Here is a 22,208-nt window from a genome sequence, read left to right as displayed (position 1 = left end):
CCACGGCGGGGCATACGAGGCTGAGGCTCTGCGTACGCTAGCAGTGTCCCCACAACCCCTCAAGTCGATGTTTTTGTTGCCTGGTAACCACAATCCACCACCGAACGGTCGGCGCCCGGCAGGTGAACGGCGGCCAGCCGGCAGGCGGCGAGCACCGCCGAGCGAACGATTGCGGTAGGACAGTACAGCTCCTTTCCGTACCACAGTGGAGGGTGCTCGGGACCTGTTGGTCTGTGCAGGTAGGCGTGCCCCCGGGCCACCGCGTCGGTGACCCGTGGCGCACCCGTCGGCGCCGCCAGCAACACCTGCAGGGCGTACGCGGTCTCCTCGACGGTGCCGGCCCACCGCCCCCACGAGCCGTCGGCGCGCTGGCTGTCCAGCACCCACCGGGCCGCCCGGTCCACGGCCTCGGCCGCCGCCCCTCCCCTGCCGAACTCCACGAGTGTCAGCACGCAGCAGGCTGTGGCGTAGTACGGCGACGCGTGCCAGCGGTCCCGCCACGCGCCGTCGTCGTCCTGGTGCGTGGGCAGCAGGACACTGAGCCGCTCGACCGTCCGGTGGTATCGCGCGTCGGCGTCGGGATGCGCGGCCACGTGCTGGCCGAACGCGTCCAGCACGTGCGCGTTCGTGGTCACCGAGAAGCCGTCCTCGCTCCCCTGCCAGGTGCAGAAACCGTCCGTCGTCTCGTACGCCCACAGGCCGGCCGGGTCGGCCGGTCGACCGAGTCGGGCCAGCGCGTCCAGGGCCACCGAGGTGGTGTCGGCGTCGGCGGGCAGCCCTTCGCCGGTGGCCACGCCCGTCCCGGCGGTGGCGGCGGTCAGGGTGTCCAACACGGCGGCCGGCGGGTTGACAGTGACGCCTGCCCGGCGCAGCCCGCTGAGCGCCCAGGCCCGCTCGAACACGGTGATCGGGGTCGGGCAGGGCACCGGGCCACGGCCGTCCCGGATCAACTCTCGCAGGAACGCGTGGGCGCTGGGACCGGCGTCCGGGCCGGCCGCGCTCAACCAGGCGGCGGTCGCCGCCGGTGACGCGCCGACGGCGGTGAGGGTCGGGCCGGCGTCGGTGGGCATCGCGCCGAGCACCTCGTAGAAGTGAGCCAGCTTCGTGGGCAGTGCCGCCCCGGCGGCCACCGCCGCCCGCACCGCCCGCAGCCGGTCGCCCCCGAGGCCCGGGGGCAGCGTCAGCGGCGGGGTGGGCAGTTGCTCCCAGGTCACCCGGTCCAGCCGGTCGTTGATCGACTCGACAAGCGCCGGGACGATGAGGTCCAGTGCCGGGGTGTCCGGCAGCGTCCGCGCGTCGGCGGCGAGCAGCCGGTCGCTGAGCACCGCCAGCCCTCGGGCCGCCGGGGCGAGCAGGCGCGTCCTGGTCCCTCCACCGTCGGCCAGCACGGCGAGCAGCGCGTCGGTGGCGCTCAGCGTGGGCACCAGGGCGTACCCCTCGGGTGGCCCCCACGCGCCGTCCAGGCGCTGTGCACGCAGGAGGAAACCGATCCGCTCGTCGTGCCCGGGCAGCCAGGGCGCGTCGGCGACCAGCCGGGCGCTCTCGTACACCGAGGCGGCCACCCGCCCCCACGGCCGTAGCGCGAGGCCGGCGATCAGCTCGCGGGCGGCGTCGGTCGCCGGGTCGCGGCCGGTGGCGGGGTCGGCCAGGACGCGGAAGGCGCCGTCACTCATCGCGTTCCCCCCAGAAGTCCGACACCTGGTAGAAGCCGCCGGTGAAGGAGATCTGCCGGTGCAGGTAGTCCGCCTGGCGGGGGCACCGTTGCGCGAGGGCGGCCAGGTCTCCCCGGGAGCGGGTGGTGAGTTCGGCCAGTCGGGCGTGCACCTGCGCCGGGTCGTCGACGAGCAGCAGGGCGTTCAGGTCGCCCCACTCAGCGTCCCGACCGTGGGTGGCCAGGTCGTTGACCAGTCGCAGCACCCGTTGGACGCCACGTCCGGCGTCCAGCAGGTCGGTCAGCTGCGCGAGGGTCTTCTCGTCGCCGGTGGCTATCCAGTGGGTGACGTTGACGAAGGAGCTGCCAGAGTTGTCGGCGTTCTCCAGGTAGCGGTCCAGGTCCGGCAGGCGTCGCCCGGTGGTCGGGTCGGTCGGCAGGTTCTTCCAGTCCCACTCCCGAGCCGCGGCGGCAAGCATCCGGGCCAACTCGTCGCGCCAGATCGGGCGCAGCCGGGCGAACGCCGGCACGGTGGCCAGCTCGTCGCGCAGGTCCGCCAGCAGCCCGGCCAGGTGTCGCCCCGGTGGGGGCGCCGCGCCGTCGGCCACCGCCAGGCAGTCGGTCACCACCTGCCGGACGTCGTCCACGGACCGGGCGAGGTAGTCGATCTGCCAGTCGGCCGCGAAGACCCAGAGCACGGTACGGGTGGTGATCCGCAGTTCGGCGGCGGTGTGCCACGGCGCGATGAAGGCGACCACGGTGGCCACCGAGCTGAGTAGCGCCGGGTCGAACGGTGCCGCGTCGAACAGCTCCGGGTGGGCGGCGGTGACGCCTTGGAGGTCGCGGACACCGCGCACGGCGAGCGCGCACACCCGGCCCTGCTCGGCGACCGGATCGGGACCGGTCTGCACCGGCCACGGTGCGCCGGTCACGGCACGACCGTGCCGGCGACCGGGGTGAGGATCAGCTCGGCCCGCTGCTTGGGCTGCAGCGAGGCGCCCATCCGGGGAGTCAGGTCGACCGGTCCGCGCAGCCGGAAGCGGTAGCGGCTCAGCACGGTGCTGACGATGAGCTGCGCCTCCAGCAGGAACAGGTACTGCCCGAGGCACTGGTGCGGGCCCCCGCCGAACGGGAAGTAGGAGTAGCGGTAGCGCCGCCGCGGCAGCTCCGGCGCGAACCGCTCCGGGTCGAAGAGCGCCGGGTCGGTCCAGAACGTCGACATCCGCTGGGTGACGTACGGGCTGACAAGCACGGTGCCACCGGCCTTGATCCGGACGCCGCCGAGCACGTCGTCGCCGACCGCGGTCCGGGGGATCATCCAGCCGGCCGGGTAGAGCCGCAACATTTCGTCGAGGACCATCCGGCCGTACCGCAGCTCGGGCAGGTGCGCGCGGCCGACCCGTTCGGTGCCGACCACCTGCTCGATCTCGTCGGTCATCCGCTCGGCCACGTCGGGTCGGGACGCCAGCACCGGCCAGAGCCAGGAGAGCAGGGCGATCGTGGTCTCGGTGGCGGTGGAGAACATGGCCACCACGTCCCCGCGGATCGCGTACTCGTCGGGTTCGCTGCCGTCGGCGCGCGGCCGGCAGAGGGTGGAGATGATGTCGTCGCCGTCGGTAGGTCGGGCCCGGGCCTCCCGGATGATCGGCAGCACCACCTCGTCGATGGTCCTCACCGCCTCGTTGAAGGCGCGGTCGCGGGGCATCGGCACCGCGTACGGCACGAAGGGCACCAGCAGGCGCGGGAGCATCGCGGTGGTGAGGGTGTCCAGCGCGGCGCTGATCCGCAGCGCGTCGGGCACCGAGATCCGGTCGGCGAAGAGCACCCGCATGGTGGTCCGCAGCACGATCTTGGTCAGTTCGGCGCCGCCGTCGAGCGGTCGGCCCTCCCGGGCGGGCTCCAGCCACTCGTCGACGGCCTCGTTGATCGCCTCGGCCATCCTGTCGACGAGCGTCTCGGCCCGCTTAGCGGTGAACAGCGGTTGCAGCGCACCCCGGCTGGATTCCCACACCTCGCCCTCGGCGACCAGGATGGCGTCGCCGACGATCCGGCGGACCGGCCGCCAGAGCAACCCGTCCCCGTCGCGGGTGTAGTTGGCAACGTTGTCCCTCAGGACGCGCTGCAAATGCTCCGGATGACTGACGAGGTAGGGGCGGAACGAGCCGAGATTGAGGCGAACGACCTCACCCTCGGCGTCGTCGGCGAAGCCGACAAGCGCGCCGAGGGGATCGCGGACCAGCGCGGGCAGGACGCGACGGAGCGGGATCATCCGGGGGTCGGTGCTGACGGGGGCGGGGCCGGCATCGGACACCTGGGGCATGGCGTCTCCTCGTCGGTCCGGCGGCCTCCGCTGTCCACTTCGGCCGGTCGGAGCTGTGGAACTTTCACCTTCTGGGCGACGGAAGCATCTCACCAAATCCGAGGCACCTCTAGACCTCTGACCCGTGAAATTCCAGGTCCGGGCCAGGTTCACCGCAAGGTGGACGGCATTCATCTGTCCGAAGTGGATGGTCAGGGTAAGGCTCCGGCGCAGGTCGCGCCGCTTGACAGAAAACCGGAATTGTCCCGGGCCTGCCAAAACCGGCCCGCAGCAGCGACACTGCGTCGTCACAGCCCGCTGGGGTCCCGTACCGCATTGCGGGCACCGACGGCGGCGATTGGGTGCCGTCGGGCTTCAGCGGGTCGGCGGGGTGGCACCGGCCGGCGAACAGCGCCGGCGCGCGTGAGCCCGGACGCACCGGTCCCTGCGAATCCGGGCGACGCCGGGCACCCTGTGCCAGGCTCTCAGCATGGACGACAAGACCATCCTGAACCGGATCTCCGAACTCGTCGACGAGGAGCACCGGCTGCGCGCGGCGGCCCAGGCCCACGAGTCGGGCACCGAGGGCGAGACCAGCGAGCGGCTACGCGACCTGGAGGAGTCCCTCGACCAGTGCTGGGACCTGCTGCGCCGCCGCCGGGCAGCGCGGGAGACCCACGGCGACCCCGACGCACAGGGCGAACGCCCCAAGCCCGAGGTGGAGCGCTACCTCCAGTGACCGGCAGGGCGGGTCGGGCGGCCGCTCGGGTCACCCGACCCGCCCCGATCAGCGCAGGCCCGCCTCGCGCAGCAGCTCCCCGGTCAGCGCGCCGACGTCGACCTGTTCGGCGGTCAACCCCCGGGCCAGGAACCAGTTGCTTACCACCCGGACGTCGCGGGCCAGGAACTCCGGCCCCTGCGGGTTCGCCACCACGTCCACCACCTGCGGAAGGTCGATCACGACCAGCCGTCCCGAGTGCACGAGCAGGTTGTACGGCGACAGGTCGCCGTGCGCGTAGCCGGCCCGCGCCAGCACCCGCAGCGCCTCCCCCAGCTGACCCCACAGGTCACGTAGCTCGGTCGGGCCGGGTCGCAGCTGGGCCAGCCGGGGCGCGGCCTGCCCCGACGCGGCGTCGCCGACGAACTCCAGCATCAGTTCGGTGCCGCGCAACTGCACCGGGTACGGCACGGCGATCCGGTCGTGCCCGGCGCCGATCTCCCAGAGTCGGGCCAGCGCCGCGAACTCGGCCGCCGCCCACTGCCCGGCGATCATCTGCCGGCCGAACGCCGTCCGGCCAGCCATCGCCCGGTTCTCCCGGGACCGGCGTACCCGGCGGCCCTCCAGGTAGCCCGCGTCGCGGTGGAACAACCGGTGCTCGGCGTCCCGGTACCGCTTGACTGCCAGCAGGCAGGAACGGTCCGTGTCCGGCACCGCCCGGCGGACGAGGTGGACGTCCGCCTCCTTGCCGGTCTTCAGCACACCCAGTTCGGTGTCCTTGGCGGCCAACTCGGTGACCAGCCACTGCGGGTGTGGTTCCGGCCCGTGTACGGCGTCGTCCCAGGACGACCACCGCTCGCCCGTGTCGGGGTCGGGTTGGTCGTCGGGGTCAGCGGGCAGCTCGATCGGCCGCCCGCGCTTCAGATACTGCGGTTCGTCGTCGTCGAAGCGGCTCTTGCCGCGGCTTCGGCGCTCCAGCGCCGGAAGGTCATGATCGCGCACTGTGGTGAGGTTCCCTTGGTCGAGGCTGGGTTAGGCAGCTGGAAGCGACCTGCGAAGACGGCCATGACCGACCCCCTCTCCTCGAACCGGGCCAACACCCGGGTGCACGATGCGCCGCCAATCCTCGCGGCGGCCCGAACGACACGTCAACCGAATTACCGCCACCGCACGGGGGTCGGGGCGTCAGCTCGCGAGCACAGTGGCGACGGCCGCGATCAGGCCGTCCACGGTGCGGCTCGGCGCGAACCGCACGTCGGACCAGGTCCGTCCCCGGTGCAGCCAGACGCTGGGCAGCCCGACCGCTGCCGCGCCGCCGATGTCCGCCTCGGGGCTGTCGCCGACCACCCAGGCGCCACGCAGCGGCATCCGGACCCGCTGCGCGGCGAGCGCGAAGATCCGCGGGTTGGGTTTGCTGACCCCGGCCTCTTCGGAGATCACCCAGTCGGCGACGTAGCGGTCCAGCCCGGTCCGTCGGATCTTCGCGTCCTCGACGCGTACGGTCCCGTTGCAGACCACCACGGGCACCCAGCCGGCGTCGTCGGCGATGCGCAGCGCGCAGGCGGTCAGCGAGTCGAGCCGGGTCTGCGCCACCACGCCGTCGTGCAGCTCCTCGACCAGGTCGATCGAGGGGATACGCAGCTCGTACCGGTCCCGGATGGCGTCGGCCAGGTCCCACCGGTCGGTCAGCCCGTCGGCGTCGAGGGAGATCAGCCAGTCGATGTCGGTGGGCGGCGCCCCGATGCCGCCCAGGAAGCGCTCACCCCAGCGGCGGAACGGCCCGGCCCGGTCCAGCAGGGTGTTGTCCAGGTCCAGCAGGAGCAGTGGCACTCGGGCACCCTACGGGACCGACGTGTCCGCCAACAGATGCCGTGTGTTTCGGCCTCGCTCAGGCTCAACAGGTAAGCGACACCCGTGGGCCGCCCTGGCTCGGCAGCCGGTCGGCGAGCATCGAATGGGCGGCCCGGGTGGCGGCGAGGACGGCCGGGTCCAGCGTCGCCACCACCACCGCCGTACCCTCGTCGGCGCCCCTGGCCAGGGTCCGTCCCTGCGGGTCGTACACCGCCGCGCCGCCGTTGAACCGCCACGGGTCGGCACCCCCGGCGGCGTTGGCGAAGACCACGAACATCGTGTTGTCCAGGGCCCGCGCCGCGTAGTACAGGTCCCGGCGGTGCTCGGAGCCGGCCAGATAGCCGCTTGGGCACAGGTAGGCGTGCGCGCCGTCGAGCGCTGCGGCGCGGCCGTGCTCGGGGAAGCAGCCGTCGTAGCAGATGCCCAGCCCGAGTCGCCAGTCGTCGACGAGCAGCGTGGCGCCCCGCCCACCCGGCGTGAACAGGTCGCGCTCGCCGCCCCACAGCTGCTGCTTGTCGTACCCGAGTCGGATACCGCCGGTCCGGTCGGCCACAAGCGCGGCGATGGTCCGCCGGCCGTCCGGGTGCCGGGCCGCGGCACCGACCACCACGGTGACCCCGGCCGTACGCGCCGCGTCGCGCAGCGGGTCGAGCCGGGGGTCGGCGACCGCTCCGGCCGGGTCGACGGCGACGTCGGTGCCACTCGGGTCGGCGGCGAGGGTCGGCGGGTGGTACGCGCAGAGGTACAGCTCGGGCAGGACGACCACACGGGCGTTCTGCCCGGCCGCCTGCCGGACCAGCCCGGCGGCGGCGCTCGCGTTGCCGGCGACGTCACCGGGCGTGGGAGTGGCCTGGACGGCGGCGACGGTCAGCGGCGCGGCGGGCACGGTGGGAGTCACCGGGCGATGGTAGCGGTGCCGATCCCGGCGAAATACCAAGCCGTACGTACGGTTTGCACGGCGGGGGGTGACCTGCGACGATCGACCCGTGCCAAGAGTAAGCCAGGACCAGCTCGACGCGCGCCGGCAGGAGATCCTCGCCGCCGCGCGCGCGTGTTTCGCCAGGCACGGCTACGAGGGGGCGACCGTCCGCCGTCTGGAGGAGGCCACCGGGCTCTCCCGGGGCGCCATCTTCCACCACTTCCGGGACAAGGACTCGCTCTTCCTCGCCGTCGCCGAGGACGACGCCGCCGTCATGGTCGAGACGGTCGCCCGCAACGGTCTCGTGCAGGTGATGCGCGATCTGCTGGCCCGCGCCGTCTCCCCCGACACGACCGGGTGGCTCGGCAGCCAACTGGAAGTGTCCCGCCGCCTGCGCACCGACCCCGCGTTCGCCCGGCGTTGGGCGGAGCGGTCCGCCGCCATCGCCGAGGCCACCCGGGACCGGCTGGCCCGCCAGCGCGACGCCGGGGTGCTGCGTGAGGACGTACCTATCGACGTGCTGGCGCAGTTCCTGGAGCTGGCCTACGACGGCCTGGTGCTGCACCTGGCGATGGGCCGACCGGCCGGCGACCTGGGCCCGGTGCTCGACCTCGTCGAGGAGGCCGTGCGCCGCCGCTGAGCCCGTTTCGCCGCGTGGCGGCGGTGCTCCACAATGAGGCCGCCGATCCCTCCGGCGACAGGAGCAGCCGATGATCGTCCACGCCGCGTCGGGCGACACCTGGGGCATCCCCGGCCCGACCTTCCTCCGGTTCTACCTGGTGGCGACCGCAGTGGTCGTCGCGCTCGCGGTGTGGCACCGGGTCCGGCTGGCAGCCGGCCCCCGGAGCGCCTTCGTCGAGCCGCTCGGCCCGCAGCAGGCGGCATACCTCAACGGTGGGCCCGGGCTCGCCGTACACGCCGCGCTCGGCGGGCTGCGAGGTAGCGGCGCGATCGGTGTCGGGCCGGACCGTCGGCTGCTCACCACCGGCCCGGCGCCGACCGGCCTCACCCCGCTGGACCAGGCCATCCACTGGGCGGCCCACCAGCGCTCCCGGGCCCGGGACCTGGGCCAGGACCAGCGGGTACGCACCGCGCTCGACCAGCTCCGCACCGGCCTGGAAGAGCGTGGGCTGTTGCCGACAGCGGCGCGGCGGGCCACCGCACGTCGGTGGGTACGGATCCTCGCCGTCCTGCTGGTGCTCGGTGTGGTGCGGTTGGCCGCCGGTCTGTTCAACGGCCGCCCGGTGGGCTACCTGGTGGCCACCCTGTTCGGCGTGCTGGTGGCGGTGCTGCTGCTCTGGCGCATCCCGCAGACCACCCGGGCCGGCCGGGCGGCGTTGCGCGACCTGCGCCGTCAGCACACCCACCTGGCTCCCGGATCGGCCCCCGCCTACGCCACCTACGGCGCGGCCGGCGCGGCGATGGGCGTGGCCCTGTACGGCGCCGCGTCGCTCTGGGCGATCGATCCCGGCTTCGCCGAGCAGGCCGAGATCCAACGGCAGGCGATGGCCAGCGGAGGCTGGTCGTCGGGCTACAGCGGCGGATCGTCGGGTACCACCGGCAGCTCCTGCGGGGGCGGCAGCTCCTGCGGCAGTGGTGGAGGTGGTGGCTGCGGCGGTGGTGGGTGCGGCGGATGACCGGCCCGTACGGCGTCGGCATCGGCTGGCGCCCGGAGATCGCCGGTTTCGTGGCCGAGCTGCCCGGGCTGCGGTTCGTCGAGGTGGTGGCCGAGTCGGTGCCCGCCACCGGGCCGCTCCCGCCTGGGCTGGCGCAGCTGCGTGAGCGCGGCGTGAGCGTCGTACCGCACGGGGTGCGGCTCTCCCTCGGCGGCGCCGAGCCGGTCGACCCGACCCGTGTCGCCCACCTGGCCGAGGTGGCACAGCGGTTGGGAGCGCCGCTGGTCAGCGAGCACATCGCGTTCGTCCGGGCCGGCGGGCTTGAGGCCGGCCATCTGCTGCCGTTGCCACGCAGCCGGGAGGCTGTCGACGCGGTCTGCGCCAACGTGGCCCGCGCGCAGGCCGACCTGCCGGTGCCGATCGCGCTGGAACCGATCGCCGCGCTGTTCGACTGGCCCGACGACGAGCTGGACGAGGCCGACTTCCTCACCGAGATCCTGGACCGGACCGGCGCCCTGCTGCTGCTGGACGTGGCCAACGTGCACGCCAACGCGCGTAACCGCGGCACCGACCCGCTCGCGCTTCTCGACCGGCTGCCGCTGGAACGGATCGGCTACGTGCACGTGGCCGGCGGGGCGGAGCACTGCGGTTTCTACCACGACACGCACACCGATCCGGTGCCGCAGGCGGTGCTGGAGCTCGTCGGCGCGCTCTGCGCCCGCAAGCGGCCACCGGCGCTGCTGCTGGAACGCGACGGTGGCTATCCGCCGGCCGCCGAGCTGCGCGCCGAACTGGACGCCCTGGCCGCGGCCGCGGGCTTCCCGGCAGTGACATGACAGGCGCTCCCCCGCCCACCGACGGTGGGCCGCCCGGAGGTCGCCTCGCCGAGCGGCAGGCGGAGCTGGTGGCGGCGCTTGTCGCCGGGGGCCCGCCGCCGGCCGGGTTCGCCACCGGACCGCTGGCCGCCACCCGAACGGCGCTGCTGCGCAAGCGTGCCGGCGACGTTGCCCGGCACTGGCCGCTGGTCGCCGCCGGCCTCGGCAAGCTGTGGTGGACGACGTTCGCCGGTTGGGCCGACGGCCGCCCCACCGCCGGTTCGCTACGCGACGGGTGGGACCTGGCCCGGCACCTCCGCGAGCGCAACGCGCTGCCTCCGGCGGGCGCCGAGGAGCTGGCCGTCCGGGAGGCGGGCCTGCGCTACGACGGGCGACAGACGCCGTGTCCGCGCCGGATGCCGGCAGTGGGCCGCGCCGGCGGCGCCGTCGCGGTGCAGATCGCCGGTCGGGTACGCCTGCTGCGCCCCGCCCCACGCCCACCGGCCCCCGTTGAGGATGGCGCACCGGATGCGGCAGGATCGGCCGCATGGATCTCGGACTGACCGACCGGGTGTACGTGCTCACCGGCGCCTCCCGTGGCCTGGGCTATGCGACGGCGCAGTGCCTTGTCGCCGACGGGGCGCGGGTAGTGCTGTCGGCCCGCGACGCCGACGCGGTGGCAGCTGCCGCCCAGCAGTTGGGCGGCCCGGAGCACGCTGTCGGGTTGGCCGCCGATCTGGCCGACCCGGAAACCCCGGAGCAGCTCGTCGCGGCGGCACGGGAGCACTTCGGTCGGGTCGACGGCGCGCTGATCTCGGTCGGCGGCCCACCGCCCGGCAACGCCGCGTCGATCACCGACGAGCAGTGGCGGCACTCCTTCGAGACGGTCTTCCTCGGCAGCGTCCGCGCGGCGCGTACCGTCGCCGCCGCCCTGCCCGAGGGCGGCGCGATCGGGCTTGTGCTCTCCACCTCGGCCCGCGGCCCGGTGCCCGGTCTCGGCATCTCCAACGGCCTGCGGCCCGGCCTTGTCGGTGTCGCCAAGGACATCGCCGACGACTACGGCCCGCGCGGCGTACGCGTCGTCGGTCTGCTACCCGGCCGGATCATGACCGACCGCAACCGGGAGCTCTTCGCCGCCACCGGCGACCCCGAGCAGGCCCGCGCCGAGGCCGAGGCAAGCATCCCGCTGCGGCGCATCGGCGACCCGGCCGAGTTCGGCCGGGTGGCCGCATTCGTGCTCTCCCCCGCCGCGAGCTACCTGACCGGCCTCACAGTGCCGGTCGACGGTGGCGCGCTGCGCGGCCTGTGACAACCGGCGCGGGTCGCCGCACCGACGCGAGCCCTTCCCGGCCGACCCGGGAAGACCTCGCAGCCGCAGCCGACCGGACCCTTCCCGACCTGCTCGTACCGGGCTTGTCGGTGCTCTTCGTGGGCATCAACCCCGGACTCTGGTCGGCGGCCACCGGCTGGCACTTCGCCCGACCCGGCAACCGGTTCTGGCCGGCGCTGCACGCGGGCGGGTTCACCCCCCGACTGCTGCACCCGAGCGAACAGGACGAGCTGCCCGCCCTCGGACTCGGCATCACCAACATGGCCGCCCGGGCCAGCGCCCGCGCCGACGAGCTGAGCGCCGAGGAACTCCTCGACGGTGCCGCGATCCTGACCGACAAGGTGACCCGCAACCGCCCGCGCTGGGTGGCAGTGGTCGGCGTGACCGCGTACCGAATCGGTTTCGGCAGGCCGAAGGCCACCTTCGGGCCGCAGCCGGAGCCACTGGCCGGGGCACGGCTGTGGGTGCTGCCGAATCCCAGTGGCCTCAACGCACACTTCACGCCTGTCACGCTGGGTGCCGCGTTCGCCGAACTGCGGGTGGCCACTGGCCTGCCCGACCGCCGCCAGGCGTGAGCGTTCTGCTCACCGGCAGGTGCGCGGACCCTCGGGTCAGTTGGCGGCGGCGGGCGGCATCGCTTCGTCGGCGACGTACGTGCCCAGCGGCATGACGATCGGCTCGGGGCCTGTCGCGTCGACGAACGGTCGGGGCGAGTCGGCGACGGCGAACTGGGTCCGGTACAGCTCGGCGTAGAGCCCACCGACCGCTACCAGCTCGTCGTGGCGACCCCGCTCGACGATCCGCCCACCGTCGAGGACCAGGATCTGGTCGGCGTCACGGACGGTGGAGAGCCGGTGTGCGATAACCAGCGCCGTACGCCCGGCAAGCGCCACAGCAAGTGCCCGCTGAACGGCCGCCTCGCTCTCGGAATCCAGGTGTGCGGTCGCCTCGTCGAGGATCACGATCGACGGGGCCTTGAGCAGCAGCCGGGCGATGGCGATGCGCTGCTTCTCGCCGCCGGAGAACCGGTAACCGCGCTCCCCCACAGTGGTGTCCAGGCCGTCGGGCAGTGACCGGACCAGATCGGCGACCTGGGCACCGACGAGCGCGGCCCAGATCTCGTCGTCGGTGGCGTCCGGCTTGGCGTAGCGCAGGTTTTCGGCGATCGTCTCGTGGAACAGGTGCGAGTCCTGGGTGACGACGCCGATCTCGTCGCGCAGCGAGGCGAGCGTGGCGTCGCGGACGTCCACCCCGCCGACCAGCACCTGACCGTCGGTCACGTCGTAGATCCGGGAGATCAGCATCGACAGCGTCGACTTGCCGGCGCCGGACGGGCCGACAAGGGCGACCATCTGCCCCGGCTCGACGCTGAACGAGACGCCCTTGAGCACCGGCTCGTTTATCGTCCGGTCGAGGGTGGAGACCTCCTCCAGGGAGGCGAGGGAGATCTCGGCGGCGCTCGGGTAGCGGAACCGCACGTCGCGGAAGTCGACACGGCCGCTGCCACGGGGCACCGGCACCGCGTCGGGCTTCTCCACGATGCCGGGCTTGAGGTCGAGCACCTCGAAGACACGGTCGAAGGAGACAAGCGCGCTCATCACGTCCACCCGGACGTTGGAGAGCGCGGTGAGCGGCCCGTACAGGCGGGTCAGCAGCAGCGCGAGGGTCACCACGGTGCCCGCGCTGACACCACCGGTCACGGCGAGCCAGCCGCCGAGGCCGTAGGTGAGCGCCTGCGCCAGCGAGGCGACAAGCAGCATCGCGACGAAGAACGTCCGCGAGTACATGGCGGACTGGATGCCGATGTCGCGCACCCGCTCGGCCCGCCCGGCGAACCGGCGGGCTTCGATGTCGGGCTGCCCGAAGAGCTTCACCAGCAGCGCGCCGGCCACGCCGAACCGCTCGGTCATCGTGGCGTTCATCTTGGCGTCGAGGTTGTACGCCTCGCGCGTGATGTCGGCAAGCCGCCGGCCGACCCGGCGGGCCGGAATGATGAAGATCGGCAGGAGCACCAGCGACAGGGCGGTGATCTGCCAGGAGAGGGTGAACATCACCGCGGCGGTGAGGACCAGCTGGATGACGTTGCTGACCACGCCGGACAGGGTGGAGGTGAACGCCCGCTGGGCGCCGAGAACGTCGTTGTTGAGCCGACTGACCAGGGCGCCGGTCTGGGTGCGGGTGAAGAACTGCAACGGCATCCGCTGCACGTGGTCGTAGACCCGGGTGCGCAGGTCGAGGATGATGCCCTCGCCGATGCGGGCGGAATACCACCGCTGGGCCAGGGAGAGCAGCGCGTCGGCAACCGCGAGCGCGGCGATGAACAGCGCCAGCCGGATCACCAGCCGGCCGGCCTCGGTGCCACCCCTGTTGATCGCGTTGATGACGTCACCGGCGAGCACCGGGGTGGCCACGCCGATGATGGCGGCCAGGACCACTGTGACCAGGAAGACGATGATGTCGCGCCGGTAGGGCTGGGCGAACGCCACGATGCGCCGGGCCACCCCGCTCTTGAGCCGGTGGGTGGAGACCTCGTCGCGGTTGCGCAGCGACCGGAGCATGCTCCACCCGGCCATGCCACCGCCGGACATGTGGTTGGACACGCTCACCTCCGGGTCATCGGGCGCACCGCACCGTCAGGCCAATTCTCCCGACGAGTGTGACAACCTCAGTCGTAACCCGGATCTTCCCGGACGGTCCTTACTATTCGCCGCGGCCGGCGAGGTCCCGCAGGCGGCGGGTCTGCGCCTCCCGCTCGGCGCGCTGCTGATCAGCGTGCGACCGCCCGGCGGCGCCGGCAATCAGCGCCTTGATCTCCACCACCGCGTCGCGGGCGCCGGCGAGCAGGCCCGCCGTGAGGTCACGGACCGCACCGTCAAGATCACCCGGGGGTACGACGAGTGTGGCCAGCCCGATCCGGTCCGCCTCGGTGGCGTCCAACCGTCTGCCGGTCGCGCAGATCTCCAGTGCCCGGGAGTAGCCGACCAGCTCGACGAGACGCTTCGTACCGGCCAGGTCAGGCACCAGACCCAGGGTCACCTCGGCCATCGACAGCTTCGCGTCGGCGGCCAGGACGCGCAGGTCACAGGCGAGCGCCAGCTGGAAACCGGCGCCGATCGCGTGGCCCTGCACGGCCGCGACGGAGATGATGTCCGGTCGGTGCAGCCAGGTGAAACCGGCCTGAAGCTCGGCGATCTGGGCCGCGCACTCCTGCTCGGACAGCGTGGCCAGCTCGGCGAACGAGCCAGGGCCGGACGCGCCGGCCACAGCGAGGTCGAGGCCGGCGGAGAACGCACGCCCCTCGCCACGGACCACCACGACCCGCACATCGCCGGGCAGGTCGCGGGAGAAGTCGCTCATCGCTCGCCACATCGCGGGCGTCTGGGCATTGAGCACGTCGGGCCGGCACAACGTCACCGTGGCGACCGGCCCGTCGCAGGCCAGCCGAACCCCGGTCGCCTCGGCGGTCACCGGGCAACCCGGGGCGCGGCGTTGGTGAACGACGCGGAGTGGCGGGTCACGCCTTCTTGCGGCGCCGGGCGCCGCCGCGCTGGCGCAGCTGCACCCCGGACTCAGTGAGCACTCGGTGGATGAACCCGTAGGAGCGGCCGGTCGAGGCCGCCAGCGCGCGGATGCTTTCCCCCGAGGTGTACCGCTTTACCAGGTCCTTGGCGAGCGTCTGACGCTCGGCTCCGACGATCCGGCGACCCTTCTCAGTGCTGGTGGCTGTGCCAGTGGCTGCCATGCTGTGTCCTCACGTCCCAGACTGTGCGGTTCGGATACGGTCCCACCTATTAGACCGCCTTGAACGATCATGCGCCAGATATCAACTCTTCGCCAACCGACACGCTATGCAATGTCAGCTTCCCGATAGAGTGATCCTCACAATCGGCTCCCCCGCGCCGGTCGGGTACGGCGACATCGGGCCGCACCCCGTAGCCTTCGGCCGTGATCGACCTGGTGGGCACCGCGGCCGGCGCGGCAGTCGTCTTCGCCGCCACCAACATCGACGACATCGTCATCCTGACGATCTTCTTTGTCGCGGCCCGCACCACCGGACGACCTCACACCTGGCAGATCGTCGCCGGCCAATACCTCGGCATCAGCGCGCTTGCGCTGGCAAGCGTGGTGGTCGCCGCCGGGCTGCTGGTGGTGCCGGACCCGTGGACCGGGCTCCTCGGCCTGCTCCCGATCGCCCTCGGCGTCCGCGCGCTGCGTGGCTCCGACGACGACGCTCCGACCACTGTCGTCACCGGGACGCTCGGTGTCGCAGGGGTGACGATCGCCAACGGCGCTGACAACGTGGCCGTCTACGTACCGGTGTTCCGGGCCCTGGGCCCCGCCGACAGCGTGGTGTTCCTGCTGGTCTTCGCGCTGCTCATCGCGGCGTGGTGCGCCGTCGCGGCGTGGCTGGGCGGGCACCGGAGGGTGGTCGGCCTGGTCGAGCGCGCCGGCCACTGGCTGGTGCCGGCGATCTTCGTCGCCATCGGGGTGGTGATCCTGGTCAGCTCCGGAGTGCTCGGCGCACTCGTCGACCTGCTCGGCTGAGCCGCCGGAGACGACCGCCCACGCCTCAACCGCGCAGGCTGGGCGCGGTCAGTCAACCTCCGGCTCGACGCGCGGTCAGGCCAGCTCGACCAGTTCGAGGAGGTCGTCGCTCCAGGCGTCCTCGTCGCCGTCGGGCAGCAGGATGGCCCGGTCCGGCTTGAGCGCCAGCACAGCGCCCGGGTCGTGCGTGACAAGCACTATCGCGCCCGGGTAGTTGGCGATCGCGTCGAGCACCTGCTCCCGGCTGACCGGGTCGAGGTTGTTCGTCGGCTCGTCGAGCAGCAGAACGTTGGCGCCGGAGCAGACGAGGGTGGACAGGGCCAGCCGGGTCTTCTCGCCGCCGGAGAGCACCCCGGCCGGCTTGTTCACGTCGTCGCCGGAGAACAGGAACGCGCCGAGGATCTTGCGCAGGTCGGTGTCGGACTGCTCGACGGCGGCGGCGCGCATGTTCTCCAGCACCGTCCGCTCCACGTCCAGCGTCTCGTGCTCCTGCGCGTAGTAGCCCAGCCGCAGCCCGTGCCCGGCGTGCACCTCGCCGGTGTCCGGGGTGAGCAGCCCGCCGAGCATCCGCAGCAGCGTCGTCTTGCCGGCGCCGTTGAGGCCCAGGATGGCCACCCGGGATCCTCTGTCGACAGCCACGTTGACGTCGGTGAAGATCTCCAGCGAGCCGTACGACTTGGACAGGCCGGTAGCGGTGAGCGGCGTCTTGCCGCACGGCGCCGGGCTGGGGAAGCGCACCTTGGCCACCCGGTCGGCGACCCGCACCTCCTCCAGGCCGGAGATCAGCTTCTCGGCGCGGCGGGCCATGTTCTGCGCGGCGACGGTCTTGGTGGCCTTGGCCCGCATCTTGTCAGCCTGCGCCATCAGCGCGCCGGCCTTCTTCTCGGCGTTGGCCCGCTCCCGGCGGCGGCGACGCTCGTCGGTCTCCCGAGCCTCCAGGTACGCCTTCCAGCCCAGGTTGTACACGTCGATGACGGAGCGGGTGGCGTCGAGGAACCAGACCTTGTTGACCACCGACTCCAGCAGCGCGCCGTCGTGGGAGATCACGATCAGGCCGCCCTTGTGGTTGGCGAGGAAGCCGCGCAGCCAGGTGATCGAGTCGGCGTCGAGGTGGTTCGTCGGCTCGTCGAGCAGCAGGATGCCGCCGCCGTTCTCGCCAGCGTCGCGGAACAGGATCCGGGCCAGCTCGATGCGGCGGCGCTGACCGCCGGACAGCGTGCCGATGGTCTGCGCGAGCGCGCGGTCCGGCAGGCCCAGGTTGGCGCAGATCCGGGCGGCCTCGGCTTCGGCGGCGTAACCGCCGAGGGCGGCGAACTGGTCCTCCAGCGCGCCGTAGCGACGGACCAGCTTCTCGTTGGCGTCCTCGGCCAGCTGGGCCTCGATCTCCTGCATCTGGGCCATGAGCACGTCGAGGCCGCGGGCGGAAAGCACCCGGTCCCGGCCGGTCACGTCCAGGTCGCCGGTACGCGGGTCCTGCGGCAGATAGCCGATGGCGCTGCGCTGGTCGATCTGACCGCCGTACGGCTGGCCCTCACCGGCGAGCACCTTCAACGTGGTGGTCTTGCCGGCGCCGTTGCGGCCGACCAGGCCGATCCGGTCACCGGGCTGCACGCGCAGCGTGGTGTCGGACAGCAGGATCCGGGAACCGGCGCGCAGTTCCAGGCCGGTGGCAGTGATCATCTGTTTGGGGCTCGCTCTCGGGGTCCGGAAGGCTGACTCGGGGCACGCGAAACGGCCGGCGGGCTCAAGGGCCCGACGGCGCGGGGCGGTTCAGCCTTCGCAGCGCAGCACCCGACAAGTGTACCGGGCGCGGCTGGACGCCCCGCCGGATTACCAATCAAGATCATCGGGTACCGGAACCGCTGTCCGGACCCCCTTCCGGACAGCCATGACAGAACGACATCAAAACGACACTCACGGCATACGGCGATCGGGGTCAGCATGGAACTCAACGAGCGGGCCGAACTCGACACGTCCCAGGTCAACGACCGGGGACGCGGCGGCGGAGGCGGCGGTGGCTTCGGCATTCCCCTGCCCGGCGGCGGTGGACGCGGCGGGCTGATCGGCATCGTGGTGACCGTCCTGATCGCGCTCCTCGGTGGCGGGTTCGGCCTGAACGCCATGACCAACGGCGACGAGGGCGGCGGGCAGGCCGGCGGCACCGACCTGGAGCAGCTGTGCTCGCGTGACAACCCCCAGCGCTTCGACGACGTACGGTGCCGCAACGTGCTCTACGTCAACAGCATCCAGGGCTACTGGCAGAAGGCGTACCCCGAATTGGGCAACGGCAAGTACGAGCCGACCGACACCAACTTCTTCCAGGCGGCGGTGAACACCGGCTGCGGGCAGGCCGACTCGGGCGTCGGCCCGTTCTACTGCCCCGCCGACCGGCAGGTGTACATCGACCTGAGCTTCTACGACGAGCTGGCCTCCCGGTTCGGCGCCAAGGGCGAGTTCGCCCAGCCGTACGTGCTCGCCCACGAGTACGGCCACCACGTCCAGAATCTGCTCGGCACCAACGAGAAGGCCGGCCGGGGCGACCAGAGCGGTCCCCGCTCCGCCTCCGTACGCCTTGAGTTGCAGGCCGACTGCTACGCCGGCGCCTGGGCCAAGTACGCCACCGAGAGCAAGGACAAGACCGGCCAGGAGCCGCTGTTCAAGTCCATCACCCAGGCCGACATCAGCGAGGCGATGCAGGCCGCCGAGGCGATCGGCGACGACAGCATCCAGGAGCGCTCCGGCGGCCGGGTCAACCCCGACCAGTTCACCCACGGCACCTCCGAGCAGCGCCAGCGCTGGTTCCAGCAGGGCTACGACCGCGGCGACCCCAAGGTCTGCGACACCTTCGGCACCGACCAGCTCTGACGGGTCGACGACGCCGACGTGGGCGTCCCGACGGCCGGCACCGGCCGTCGGGGCGCCCTTTCGCATGACCGGCGTGGCGTCGTGGCTGCCCGGTCAGGCGGGCGGGGCGGGATCCCGGACCAGGACGTGGACCGCCCGGGCGGCGGCCACCGAGGCGACAAGCACAGCGTGGCGGGGCTCGGGAACGTCGAGCAGCCGCCCGGCCCGCAGCGCGGCGAGCGGAGCCAGGCGCCGGTCGGCGAGGATGCCGTCCACAGTGCGCCGGTCGCCTCCGGTCACCACGGCGTCGAGCGTGCCGGCCTCCGGCAGCAGCAGCCGCACCGCGAGTTCGACAGCCTCACCGAGGGCGGCCTTCGCCTGGTTGTCGCGCCGGCGGGCGAAGCGGTGCTGGGACCAGCCGCCGGCGGCGGTACGACCCTGCACGTAGCTGCTGTCCACCTTGGAGACCACCAGGGCCTCGCCCACCGCCACGCCCACCGCGACAGCGCTCTTGCGCGCCAGCAGCAGCCCGATCCGGCGGGGTGCGGTGACGGCGGCGAGGAACCCGGGCAGGTCGTCGCCGGGGTCCGCGCCCGGCGGGGCGTGCAGCTCGGCGGTGGCACCGTCGGGGGCGGCGAGCAGCAGCCCGTACCCCTGGATGGTCGTGGTGGGCGGGCCGTGCCGGTCGGTGAAGCCCTGGACCCAGCGCCCGACGCGGGCCGGGTCGACCTCGACCCAGCGGCCCCCTCCGGCTGCGGGTCGGCTGCTCATGGGCCCGAACCTACGGCACCGCGGTGCCGGCGGCCCGCCCGGCCACCCGCATCGCCCGACCAGACGCCGTGGTGTTCGCGCGGAGGCGGAACATCGGCCTGATCCCTCAACATCAAGACATCGACTGCCCGCAGTACCCTCGCCGCTGACGGATGGCGGTACCGGCCCGCTGCCGACAGCGGTCGCCGCCGCGCCCATCGACGAGGAGACGCGCGTGGAGCCGACGAAGGAGCAGACGGAGGATCCGGCCGACACCCAGGCCGCCGCCCCGGCCGGCGGCGCGGCGGCGGCAGGCGTCCGGCGCCTGCGGGTACGGGACCTGGTCTGGTTCCCGCTGGGACTGGCCCTGCTCTTCCTCGGTGTGCTGCTCCCCCTCCGAGAGGCGTACGTCGTCGGCTGCGTGATGGCGCCGGCAGGTGTCGCGACGGTGGTCTTCAGGATCTGCGCAGGGATGCTCACCACCCGGCCGCGCCCGGTGCTCGTCGTCACTGTGGCTCTCGCGACGGTGGTGGCCGGGGCGCTCATCACCGCGCCGCGAGTGGCCATGGCCCGGCTGGACGCCCCTTTCCTGTGGCGGATGCCGGGACCCGTTCTCGAAGTCGAGGTCCTGCCACAGGTGCTGCTCACGAGCGACGACCGAAGCCTGTGGGGGCACGACCCGGAGACGGGCGCGGAGATCTTCACGATCAAGAGGAGCAACGGCCGGGTCTACGTCGGCCCGGACGGTGGCATCTTCGTGCAGAACAGGGAGCAGAGCAGGTACTTCGACGCCAAGGGCTCGCTGCTGTGGGAGCAGGCGCTACCTTCTCGCACATCCACCAGAACCAGGGTCCTTGTCCAGGAGGTGGTCGCCATGGGCACCGGCATCGTCGTGCTGCGCGACTGCCTCATCCCCGGCCCCGGATGCGTCTACACCGGGTACGGGACCACCGGGGGCGTGGCGTGGACGTTGTCGGGCCACGACGGCAAGCCCGTGATCGGCGCCATGTCCCACCGGAAATCAATCACCACCGACGGCATCACCGTCGCCCCCACAGTCGTCACGATGACCGCCCAGGAGAAAGTCCGGGGATCGCGTGTGCCCGGGTCGACAGTCGTACGCGGGGCCGACGGGCAGGTGATCGGCACCATGCACGGCGACGCGAAAGCCGTCATAGGCGACACTGTGGTGCTGGACGTCGGCGACTGCCAGTTCGCCGCCGCCCGGGGAGGTCAGATCCTCTGGACCACCCGGGGCATGCCCTGCGAGGAACGCACGGGCGACCGCACCCACCCGCCGCGCTACTACAAGAGCCGTCTCTACCTGCCGACGTTCACCGACGGCGAGATGACCGGCACCGCCACCGTCAACCTCGACGACGGGCAGTGGCGGATGACGGGCCCGCTCCTGACGGGCAGCTCGGACTACTCGCTGCCCGCGGCCACGGCAGGCGTGGCCGGCGACGACGTCTGGGTCGAGCGGCACGGTTCGCGGCTCACCGCCGTGGACGCCGCCACCGGCAGGGAACTCTGGACCCACGACGCACCGGGCAACCTTCCACCCGGCGTCGGAAACGGAACCGTCGTGGTGACCTCCCTACTGGACGGCAGGCTCACCGAACTCGCCGGGCATCCCCTGATCGGGGACAAGAGGACGGCCTACCTCGTCACAGTCCTCGACGCCCGCACCGGGCAGACGACCGCCCGCCTGGTCATGACAGCCCGGGTGTCGCCCCCCGAGGGCGTCGGCGTAGCGCCAGGGCGAGCCTTCATCCAGGGCTGGCCGCTGAGCGACGAGGACGACGAGTACGACGCCGGCGTCGTGGGCCGGCGAGGCGCGGCGCGATAGGGCGACTGCCGGGTGACGGGGCGGCCCGGACCGGTCAGCCGGGCAGCATGGCGGCCACCGCAAGCGCGGCGATGAGCGCGCTGGAGACCAGGCCGGTGAGCAGCCGCCCGCGCGGTCCGGTCAGTGCCCGCCCGACCATCGTGCCGCCGCCCGCGACGAGCAGTTGCCAGCTCGCCGACGCCAGGAACACACCGGCCACGAAGAGCGTTGCCGCGCCCGGGCCCGCAGCGGCGGTGTCCCGACGACCGAGCACCAACGCGGTGAAGTAGAGCACCGTCATCGGGTTCAGCAGGGTCAACCCGAGCAGTGCCGCGTAAGCCCGCCCGGGCGTGCTCAGACCCCGTCCGACGGGTGCCGTCGGCGTATGCCGCGACCGGTGGGCGGACCAGGTCCGCCACAGACCGTGCGTGGCCAGACCGAGCAGGACAACGGCGGCGACCACCCGTAGCGGCCCGGCGACCGGCGCGATGATCCCGGCCAGGCTCGCACCTCCGAGCGCGGCGGCCGCCGCGTAGAGCCCGTCGGCCGTCGCCACCGCGAGCGCCGCGGCCGCGCCGACCCGAAACGAGGTACGCGCGCTCAGGCCCATGATCAGGATCGCGATCGCGCCGACGGGGATGGCGACGCCGTAGCCGGCCACCAGACCGGCCAGGAGCGCCCCGCTCACGGGCGTCGGTGTCGGGTCGAGGCCCGTCCCCGGACCGGCCGCTGTCGACGTACGGCGGTGGCCGCACGGACAGGGACCTGCATCGGGTACGCCTCAATCACACGCGCATCCTGCGCGCCGAATCCACGCCCGCGCCACCGGATTTCCCGCGCCTTCCACCTTGGCGGCGACCAAGATTCGCGCAACCTCGGGGATGTTGCTGCCTCCGAGGTGCCGGAGACAGCACTATCGCTGATGTTGCGCGGATCTTCGACCTGGTGTGGGCGGAACGCGTCGAGGGCGGTGGCCCCCCGGGGCACGCGCGCCACCGGCCGAGCCGCCCCGCGGCGTCACCCGCCGTGGAGCCGACGGCAC

22 protein-coding genes are annotated in these 22,208 nt (G+C 72.7%); 10 read left to right on the top strand and 12 right to left on the bottom strand.

What is annotated here, in order from left to right; genetic code table 11:
• Window positions 1-59: 59 nt before the first annotated feature.
• Genes ACPXB1_RS29465 through ACPXB1_RS29455 form a run of 3 tightly spaced genes read right to left on the bottom strand, consistent with a single transcriptional unit; the run spans window position 60 to window position 3,917 of the window.
• Window positions 60-1,673, bottom strand: a complete 1,614-nt coding sequence (locus ACPXB1_RS29465; protein ID WP_425736077.1) for a prenyltransferase — start codon at window positions 1,671-1,673, stop codon at window positions 60-62.
• Window positions 1,666-2,583 (bottom strand): terpene synthase family protein, encoded by a 918-nt coding sequence (locus tag ACPXB1_RS29460; protein WP_425736076.1) that lies wholly within the window; start codon window positions 2,581-2,583, stop codon window positions 1,666-1,668. Before ACPXB1_RS29460 ends, ACPXB1_RS29465 begins: the two co-directional genes overlap by 8 nt.
• On the bottom strand, window positions 2,580-3,917 hold the full coding sequence (locus ACPXB1_RS29455; protein WP_355631403.1) for a cytochrome P450: 1,338 nt from the start codon (window positions 3,915-3,917) through the stop codon (window positions 2,580-2,582). The genes ACPXB1_RS29460 and ACPXB1_RS29455 overlap by 4 nt, the downstream gene beginning before the upstream one ends.
• A 523-nt stretch (window positions 3,918-4,440) precedes the next feature.
• On the opposite strand from ACPXB1_RS29455, the gene ACPXB1_RS29450 reads away from it, so the two are divergent.
• Window positions 4,441-4,689 (top strand): DUF2630 family protein, encoded by a 249-nt coding sequence (locus ACPXB1_RS29450; protein ID WP_053657052.1) that lies wholly within the window; start codon window positions 4,441-4,443, stop codon window positions 4,687-4,689.
• A gap of 48 nt (window positions 4,690-4,737) precedes the next feature.
• Here the strand turns inward: ACPXB1_RS29450 and ACPXB1_RS29445 are convergent, their stop codons facing one another.
• The 3 genes from ACPXB1_RS29445 to ACPXB1_RS29435 form a co-directional block, all read right to left on the bottom strand.
• Window positions 4,738-5,670, bottom strand: a complete 933-nt coding sequence (locus tag ACPXB1_RS29445; RefSeq protein ID WP_355594410.1) for an RIO1 family regulatory kinase/ATPase — start codon at window positions 5,668-5,670, stop codon at window positions 4,738-4,740.
• A 183-nt stretch (window positions 5,671-5,853) separates the two neighbouring features.
• Window positions 5,854-6,498, bottom strand: coding sequence for an HAD family hydrolase (locus tag ACPXB1_RS29440; protein ID WP_355594408.1), 645 nt, complete (start codon window positions 6,496-6,498; stop codon window positions 5,854-5,856).
• 64 nt (window positions 6,499-6,562) lie between these two features.
• Window positions 6,563-7,417 (bottom strand): carbon-nitrogen hydrolase family protein, encoded by an 855-nt coding sequence (locus ACPXB1_RS29435; RefSeq protein WP_425736075.1) that lies wholly within the window; start codon window positions 7,415-7,417, stop codon window positions 6,563-6,565.
• An 88-nt stretch (window positions 7,418-7,505) separates the two neighbouring features.
• On the opposite strand from ACPXB1_RS29435, the gene ACPXB1_RS29430 reads away from it, so the two are divergent.
• The 6 genes from ACPXB1_RS29430 to mug all read left to right on the top strand — a co-directional run bounded on the left by ACPXB1_RS29430 (window position 7,506) and on the right by mug (window position 11,774).
• The gene (locus tag ACPXB1_RS29430) at window positions 7,506-8,078 is read left to right on the top strand and encodes a TetR/AcrR family transcriptional regulator (protein WP_151489832.1); all 573 of its coding nucleotides are present in this window, start codon (window positions 7,506-7,508) and stop codon (window positions 8,076-8,078) included.
• A gap of 70 nt (window positions 8,079-8,148) precedes the next feature.
• Entirely contained in the window at window positions 8,149-9,075 is a 927-nt protein-coding gene (locus tag ACPXB1_RS29425) for a TIGR04222 domain-containing membrane protein (RefSeq protein WP_355631398.1), read from the top strand.
• Window positions 9,072-9,890, top strand: a complete 819-nt coding sequence (locus ACPXB1_RS29420; protein WP_425736074.1) for a DUF692 domain-containing protein — start codon at window positions 9,072-9,074, stop codon at window positions 9,888-9,890. Before ACPXB1_RS29425 ends, ACPXB1_RS29420 begins: the two co-directional genes overlap by 4 nt.
• The gene (locus tag ACPXB1_RS29415) at window positions 9,887-10,432 is read left to right on the top strand and encodes a hypothetical protein (RefSeq protein ID WP_425736073.1); all 546 of its coding nucleotides are present in this window, start codon (window positions 9,887-9,889) and stop codon (window positions 10,430-10,432) included. Before ACPXB1_RS29420 ends, ACPXB1_RS29415 begins: the two co-directional genes overlap by 4 nt.
• Window positions 10,417-11,178, top strand: a complete 762-nt coding sequence (locus tag ACPXB1_RS29410) for an SDR family oxidoreductase (protein WP_425736072.1) — start codon at window positions 10,417-10,419, stop codon at window positions 11,176-11,178. Before ACPXB1_RS29415 ends, ACPXB1_RS29410 begins: the two co-directional genes overlap by 16 nt.
• Window positions 11,175-11,774: a G/U mismatch-specific DNA glycosylase gene (mug, locus tag ACPXB1_RS29405; RefSeq protein WP_355631400.1), complete on the top strand. Its 600-nt coding sequence runs from the start codon at window positions 11,175-11,177 to the stop codon at window positions 11,772-11,774. Before ACPXB1_RS29410 ends, mug begins: the two co-directional genes overlap by 4 nt.
• A 36-nt stretch (window positions 11,775-11,810) precedes the next feature.
• Here the strand turns inward: mug and ACPXB1_RS29400 are convergent, their stop codons facing one another.
• From ACPXB1_RS29400 to ACPXB1_RS29390, 3 genes are all read right to left on the bottom strand, one after another.
• Window positions 11,811-13,787 carry an ABC transporter ATP-binding protein gene (locus ACPXB1_RS29400; RefSeq protein ID WP_425736080.1) on the bottom strand — a complete coding sequence of 659 codons (1,977 nt, stop codon included), beginning with the start codon at window positions 13,785-13,787 and terminating at the stop codon, window positions 11,811-11,813.
• A gap of 112 nt (window positions 13,788-13,899) precedes the next feature.
• Window positions 13,900-14,667 (bottom strand): enoyl-CoA hydratase/isomerase family protein, encoded by a 768-nt coding sequence (locus ACPXB1_RS29395; protein ID WP_355594394.1) that lies wholly within the window; start codon window positions 14,665-14,667, stop codon window positions 13,900-13,902.
• A gap of 46 nt (window positions 14,668-14,713) precedes the next feature.
• On the bottom strand, window positions 14,714-14,941 hold the full coding sequence (locus tag ACPXB1_RS29390) for a helix-turn-helix domain-containing protein (RefSeq protein WP_007462679.1): 228 nt from the start codon (window positions 14,939-14,941) through the stop codon (window positions 14,714-14,716).
• Between the two features lie 203 nt (window positions 14,942-15,144).
• On the opposite strand from ACPXB1_RS29390, the gene ACPXB1_RS29385 reads away from it, so the two are divergent.
• On the top strand, window positions 15,145-15,744 hold the full coding sequence (locus ACPXB1_RS29385; protein WP_355594392.1) for a cadmium resistance transporter: 600 nt from the start codon (window positions 15,145-15,147) through the stop codon (window positions 15,742-15,744).
• Window positions 15,745-15,819: 75 nt separating this feature from the next.
• Here ACPXB1_RS29385 and ACPXB1_RS29380 read toward each other — a convergent pair whose 3' ends face one another.
• A complete protein-coding gene (locus tag ACPXB1_RS29380; protein ID WP_355594390.1) occupies window positions 15,820-17,424 on the bottom strand; it encodes an ABC-F family ATP-binding cassette domain-containing protein in 1,605 nt (534 codons plus the stop codon).
• 261 nt (window positions 17,425-17,685) lie between these two features.
• On the opposite strand from ACPXB1_RS29380, the gene ypfJ reads away from it, so the two are divergent.
• Entirely contained in the window at window positions 17,686-18,609 is a 924-nt protein-coding gene (gene ypfJ / locus ACPXB1_RS29375; RefSeq protein ID WP_355594388.1) for a KPN_02809 family neutral zinc metallopeptidase, read from the top strand.
• A gap of 93 nt (window positions 18,610-18,702) precedes the next feature.
• On the opposite strand, the gene ACPXB1_RS29370 is transcribed toward ypfJ, so the two are convergent.
• Complete coding sequence (locus ACPXB1_RS29370) at window positions 18,703-19,359, bottom strand: acVLRF1 family peptidyl-tRNA hydrolase (RefSeq protein WP_355594386.1); 657 nt, start codon at window positions 19,357-19,359, stop codon at window positions 18,703-18,705.
• A gap of 214 nt (window positions 19,360-19,573) precedes the next feature.
• On the opposite strand from ACPXB1_RS29370, the gene ACPXB1_RS29365 reads away from it, so the two are divergent.
• Window positions 19,574-21,187 (top strand): PQQ-binding-like beta-propeller repeat protein, encoded by a 1,614-nt coding sequence (locus ACPXB1_RS29365; RefSeq protein ID WP_355594384.1) that lies wholly within the window; start codon window positions 19,574-19,576, stop codon window positions 21,185-21,187.
• Between the two features lie 34 nt (window positions 21,188-21,221).
• On the opposite strand, the gene ACPXB1_RS29360 is transcribed toward ACPXB1_RS29365, so the two are convergent.
• A complete protein-coding gene (locus ACPXB1_RS29360) occupies window positions 21,222-21,854 on the bottom strand; it encodes a LysE family transporter (RefSeq protein ID WP_355594382.1) in 633 nt (210 codons plus the stop codon).
• Window positions 21,855-22,208 lie beyond the last annotated feature (354 nt).

The organism is Micromonospora sp. DT68 (assembly GCF_049847245.1).
Lineage (GTDB): Bacteria > Actinomycetota > Actinomycetes > Mycobacteriales > Micromonosporaceae > Micromonospora > Micromonospora profundi.
Note: the sequence above shows the minus strand (reverse complement) of the source record. Positions and strands in the feature narration are given on the sequence as shown.

Coding starts and splice junctions, on each gene's coding strand:
- ACPXB1_RS29465 (WP_425736077.1), bottom strand. CDS start 1,673: ATGAGTGACGGCGCCTTCCGCGTCCTGGCCGACCCCGCCACCGGCCGC.
- ACPXB1_RS29450 (WP_053657052.1), top strand. CDS start 4,441: ATGGACGACAAGACCATCCTGAACCGGATCTCCGAACTCGTCGACGAG.
- ACPXB1_RS29425 (WP_355631398.1), top strand. CDS start 8,149: ATGATCGTCCACGCCGCGTCGGGCGACACCTGGGGCATCCCCGGCCCG.
- ACPXB1_RS29420 (WP_425736074.1), top strand. CDS start 9,072: ATGACCGGCCCGTACGGCGTCGGCATCGGCTGGCGCCCGGAGATCGCC.
- ACPXB1_RS29415 (WP_425736073.1), top strand. CDS start 9,887: ATGACAGGCGCTCCCCCGCCCACCGACGGTGGGCCGCCCGGAGGTCGC.
- ACPXB1_RS29410 (WP_425736072.1), top strand. CDS start 10,417: ATGGATCTCGGACTGACCGACCGGGTGTACGTGCTCACCGGCGCCTCC.
- ACPXB1_RS29400 (WP_425736080.1), bottom strand. CDS start 13,787: ATGTCCGGCGGTGGCATGGCCGGGTGGAGCATGCTCCGGTCGCTGCGC.
- ACPXB1_RS29390 (WP_007462679.1), bottom strand. CDS start 14,941: ATGGCAGCCACTGGCACAGCCACCAGCACTGAGAAGGGTCGCCGGATC.
- ACPXB1_RS29380 (WP_355594390.1), bottom strand. CDS start 17,424: ATGATCACTGCCACCGGCCTGGAACTGCGCGCCGGTTCCCGGATCCTG.
- ypfJ (WP_355594388.1), top strand. CDS start 17,686: ATGGAACTCAACGAGCGGGCCGAACTCGACACGTCCCAGGTCAACGAC.
- ACPXB1_RS29370 (WP_355594386.1), bottom strand. CDS start 19,359: ATGAGCAGCCGACCCGCAGCCGGAGGGGGCCGCTGGGTCGAGGTCGAC.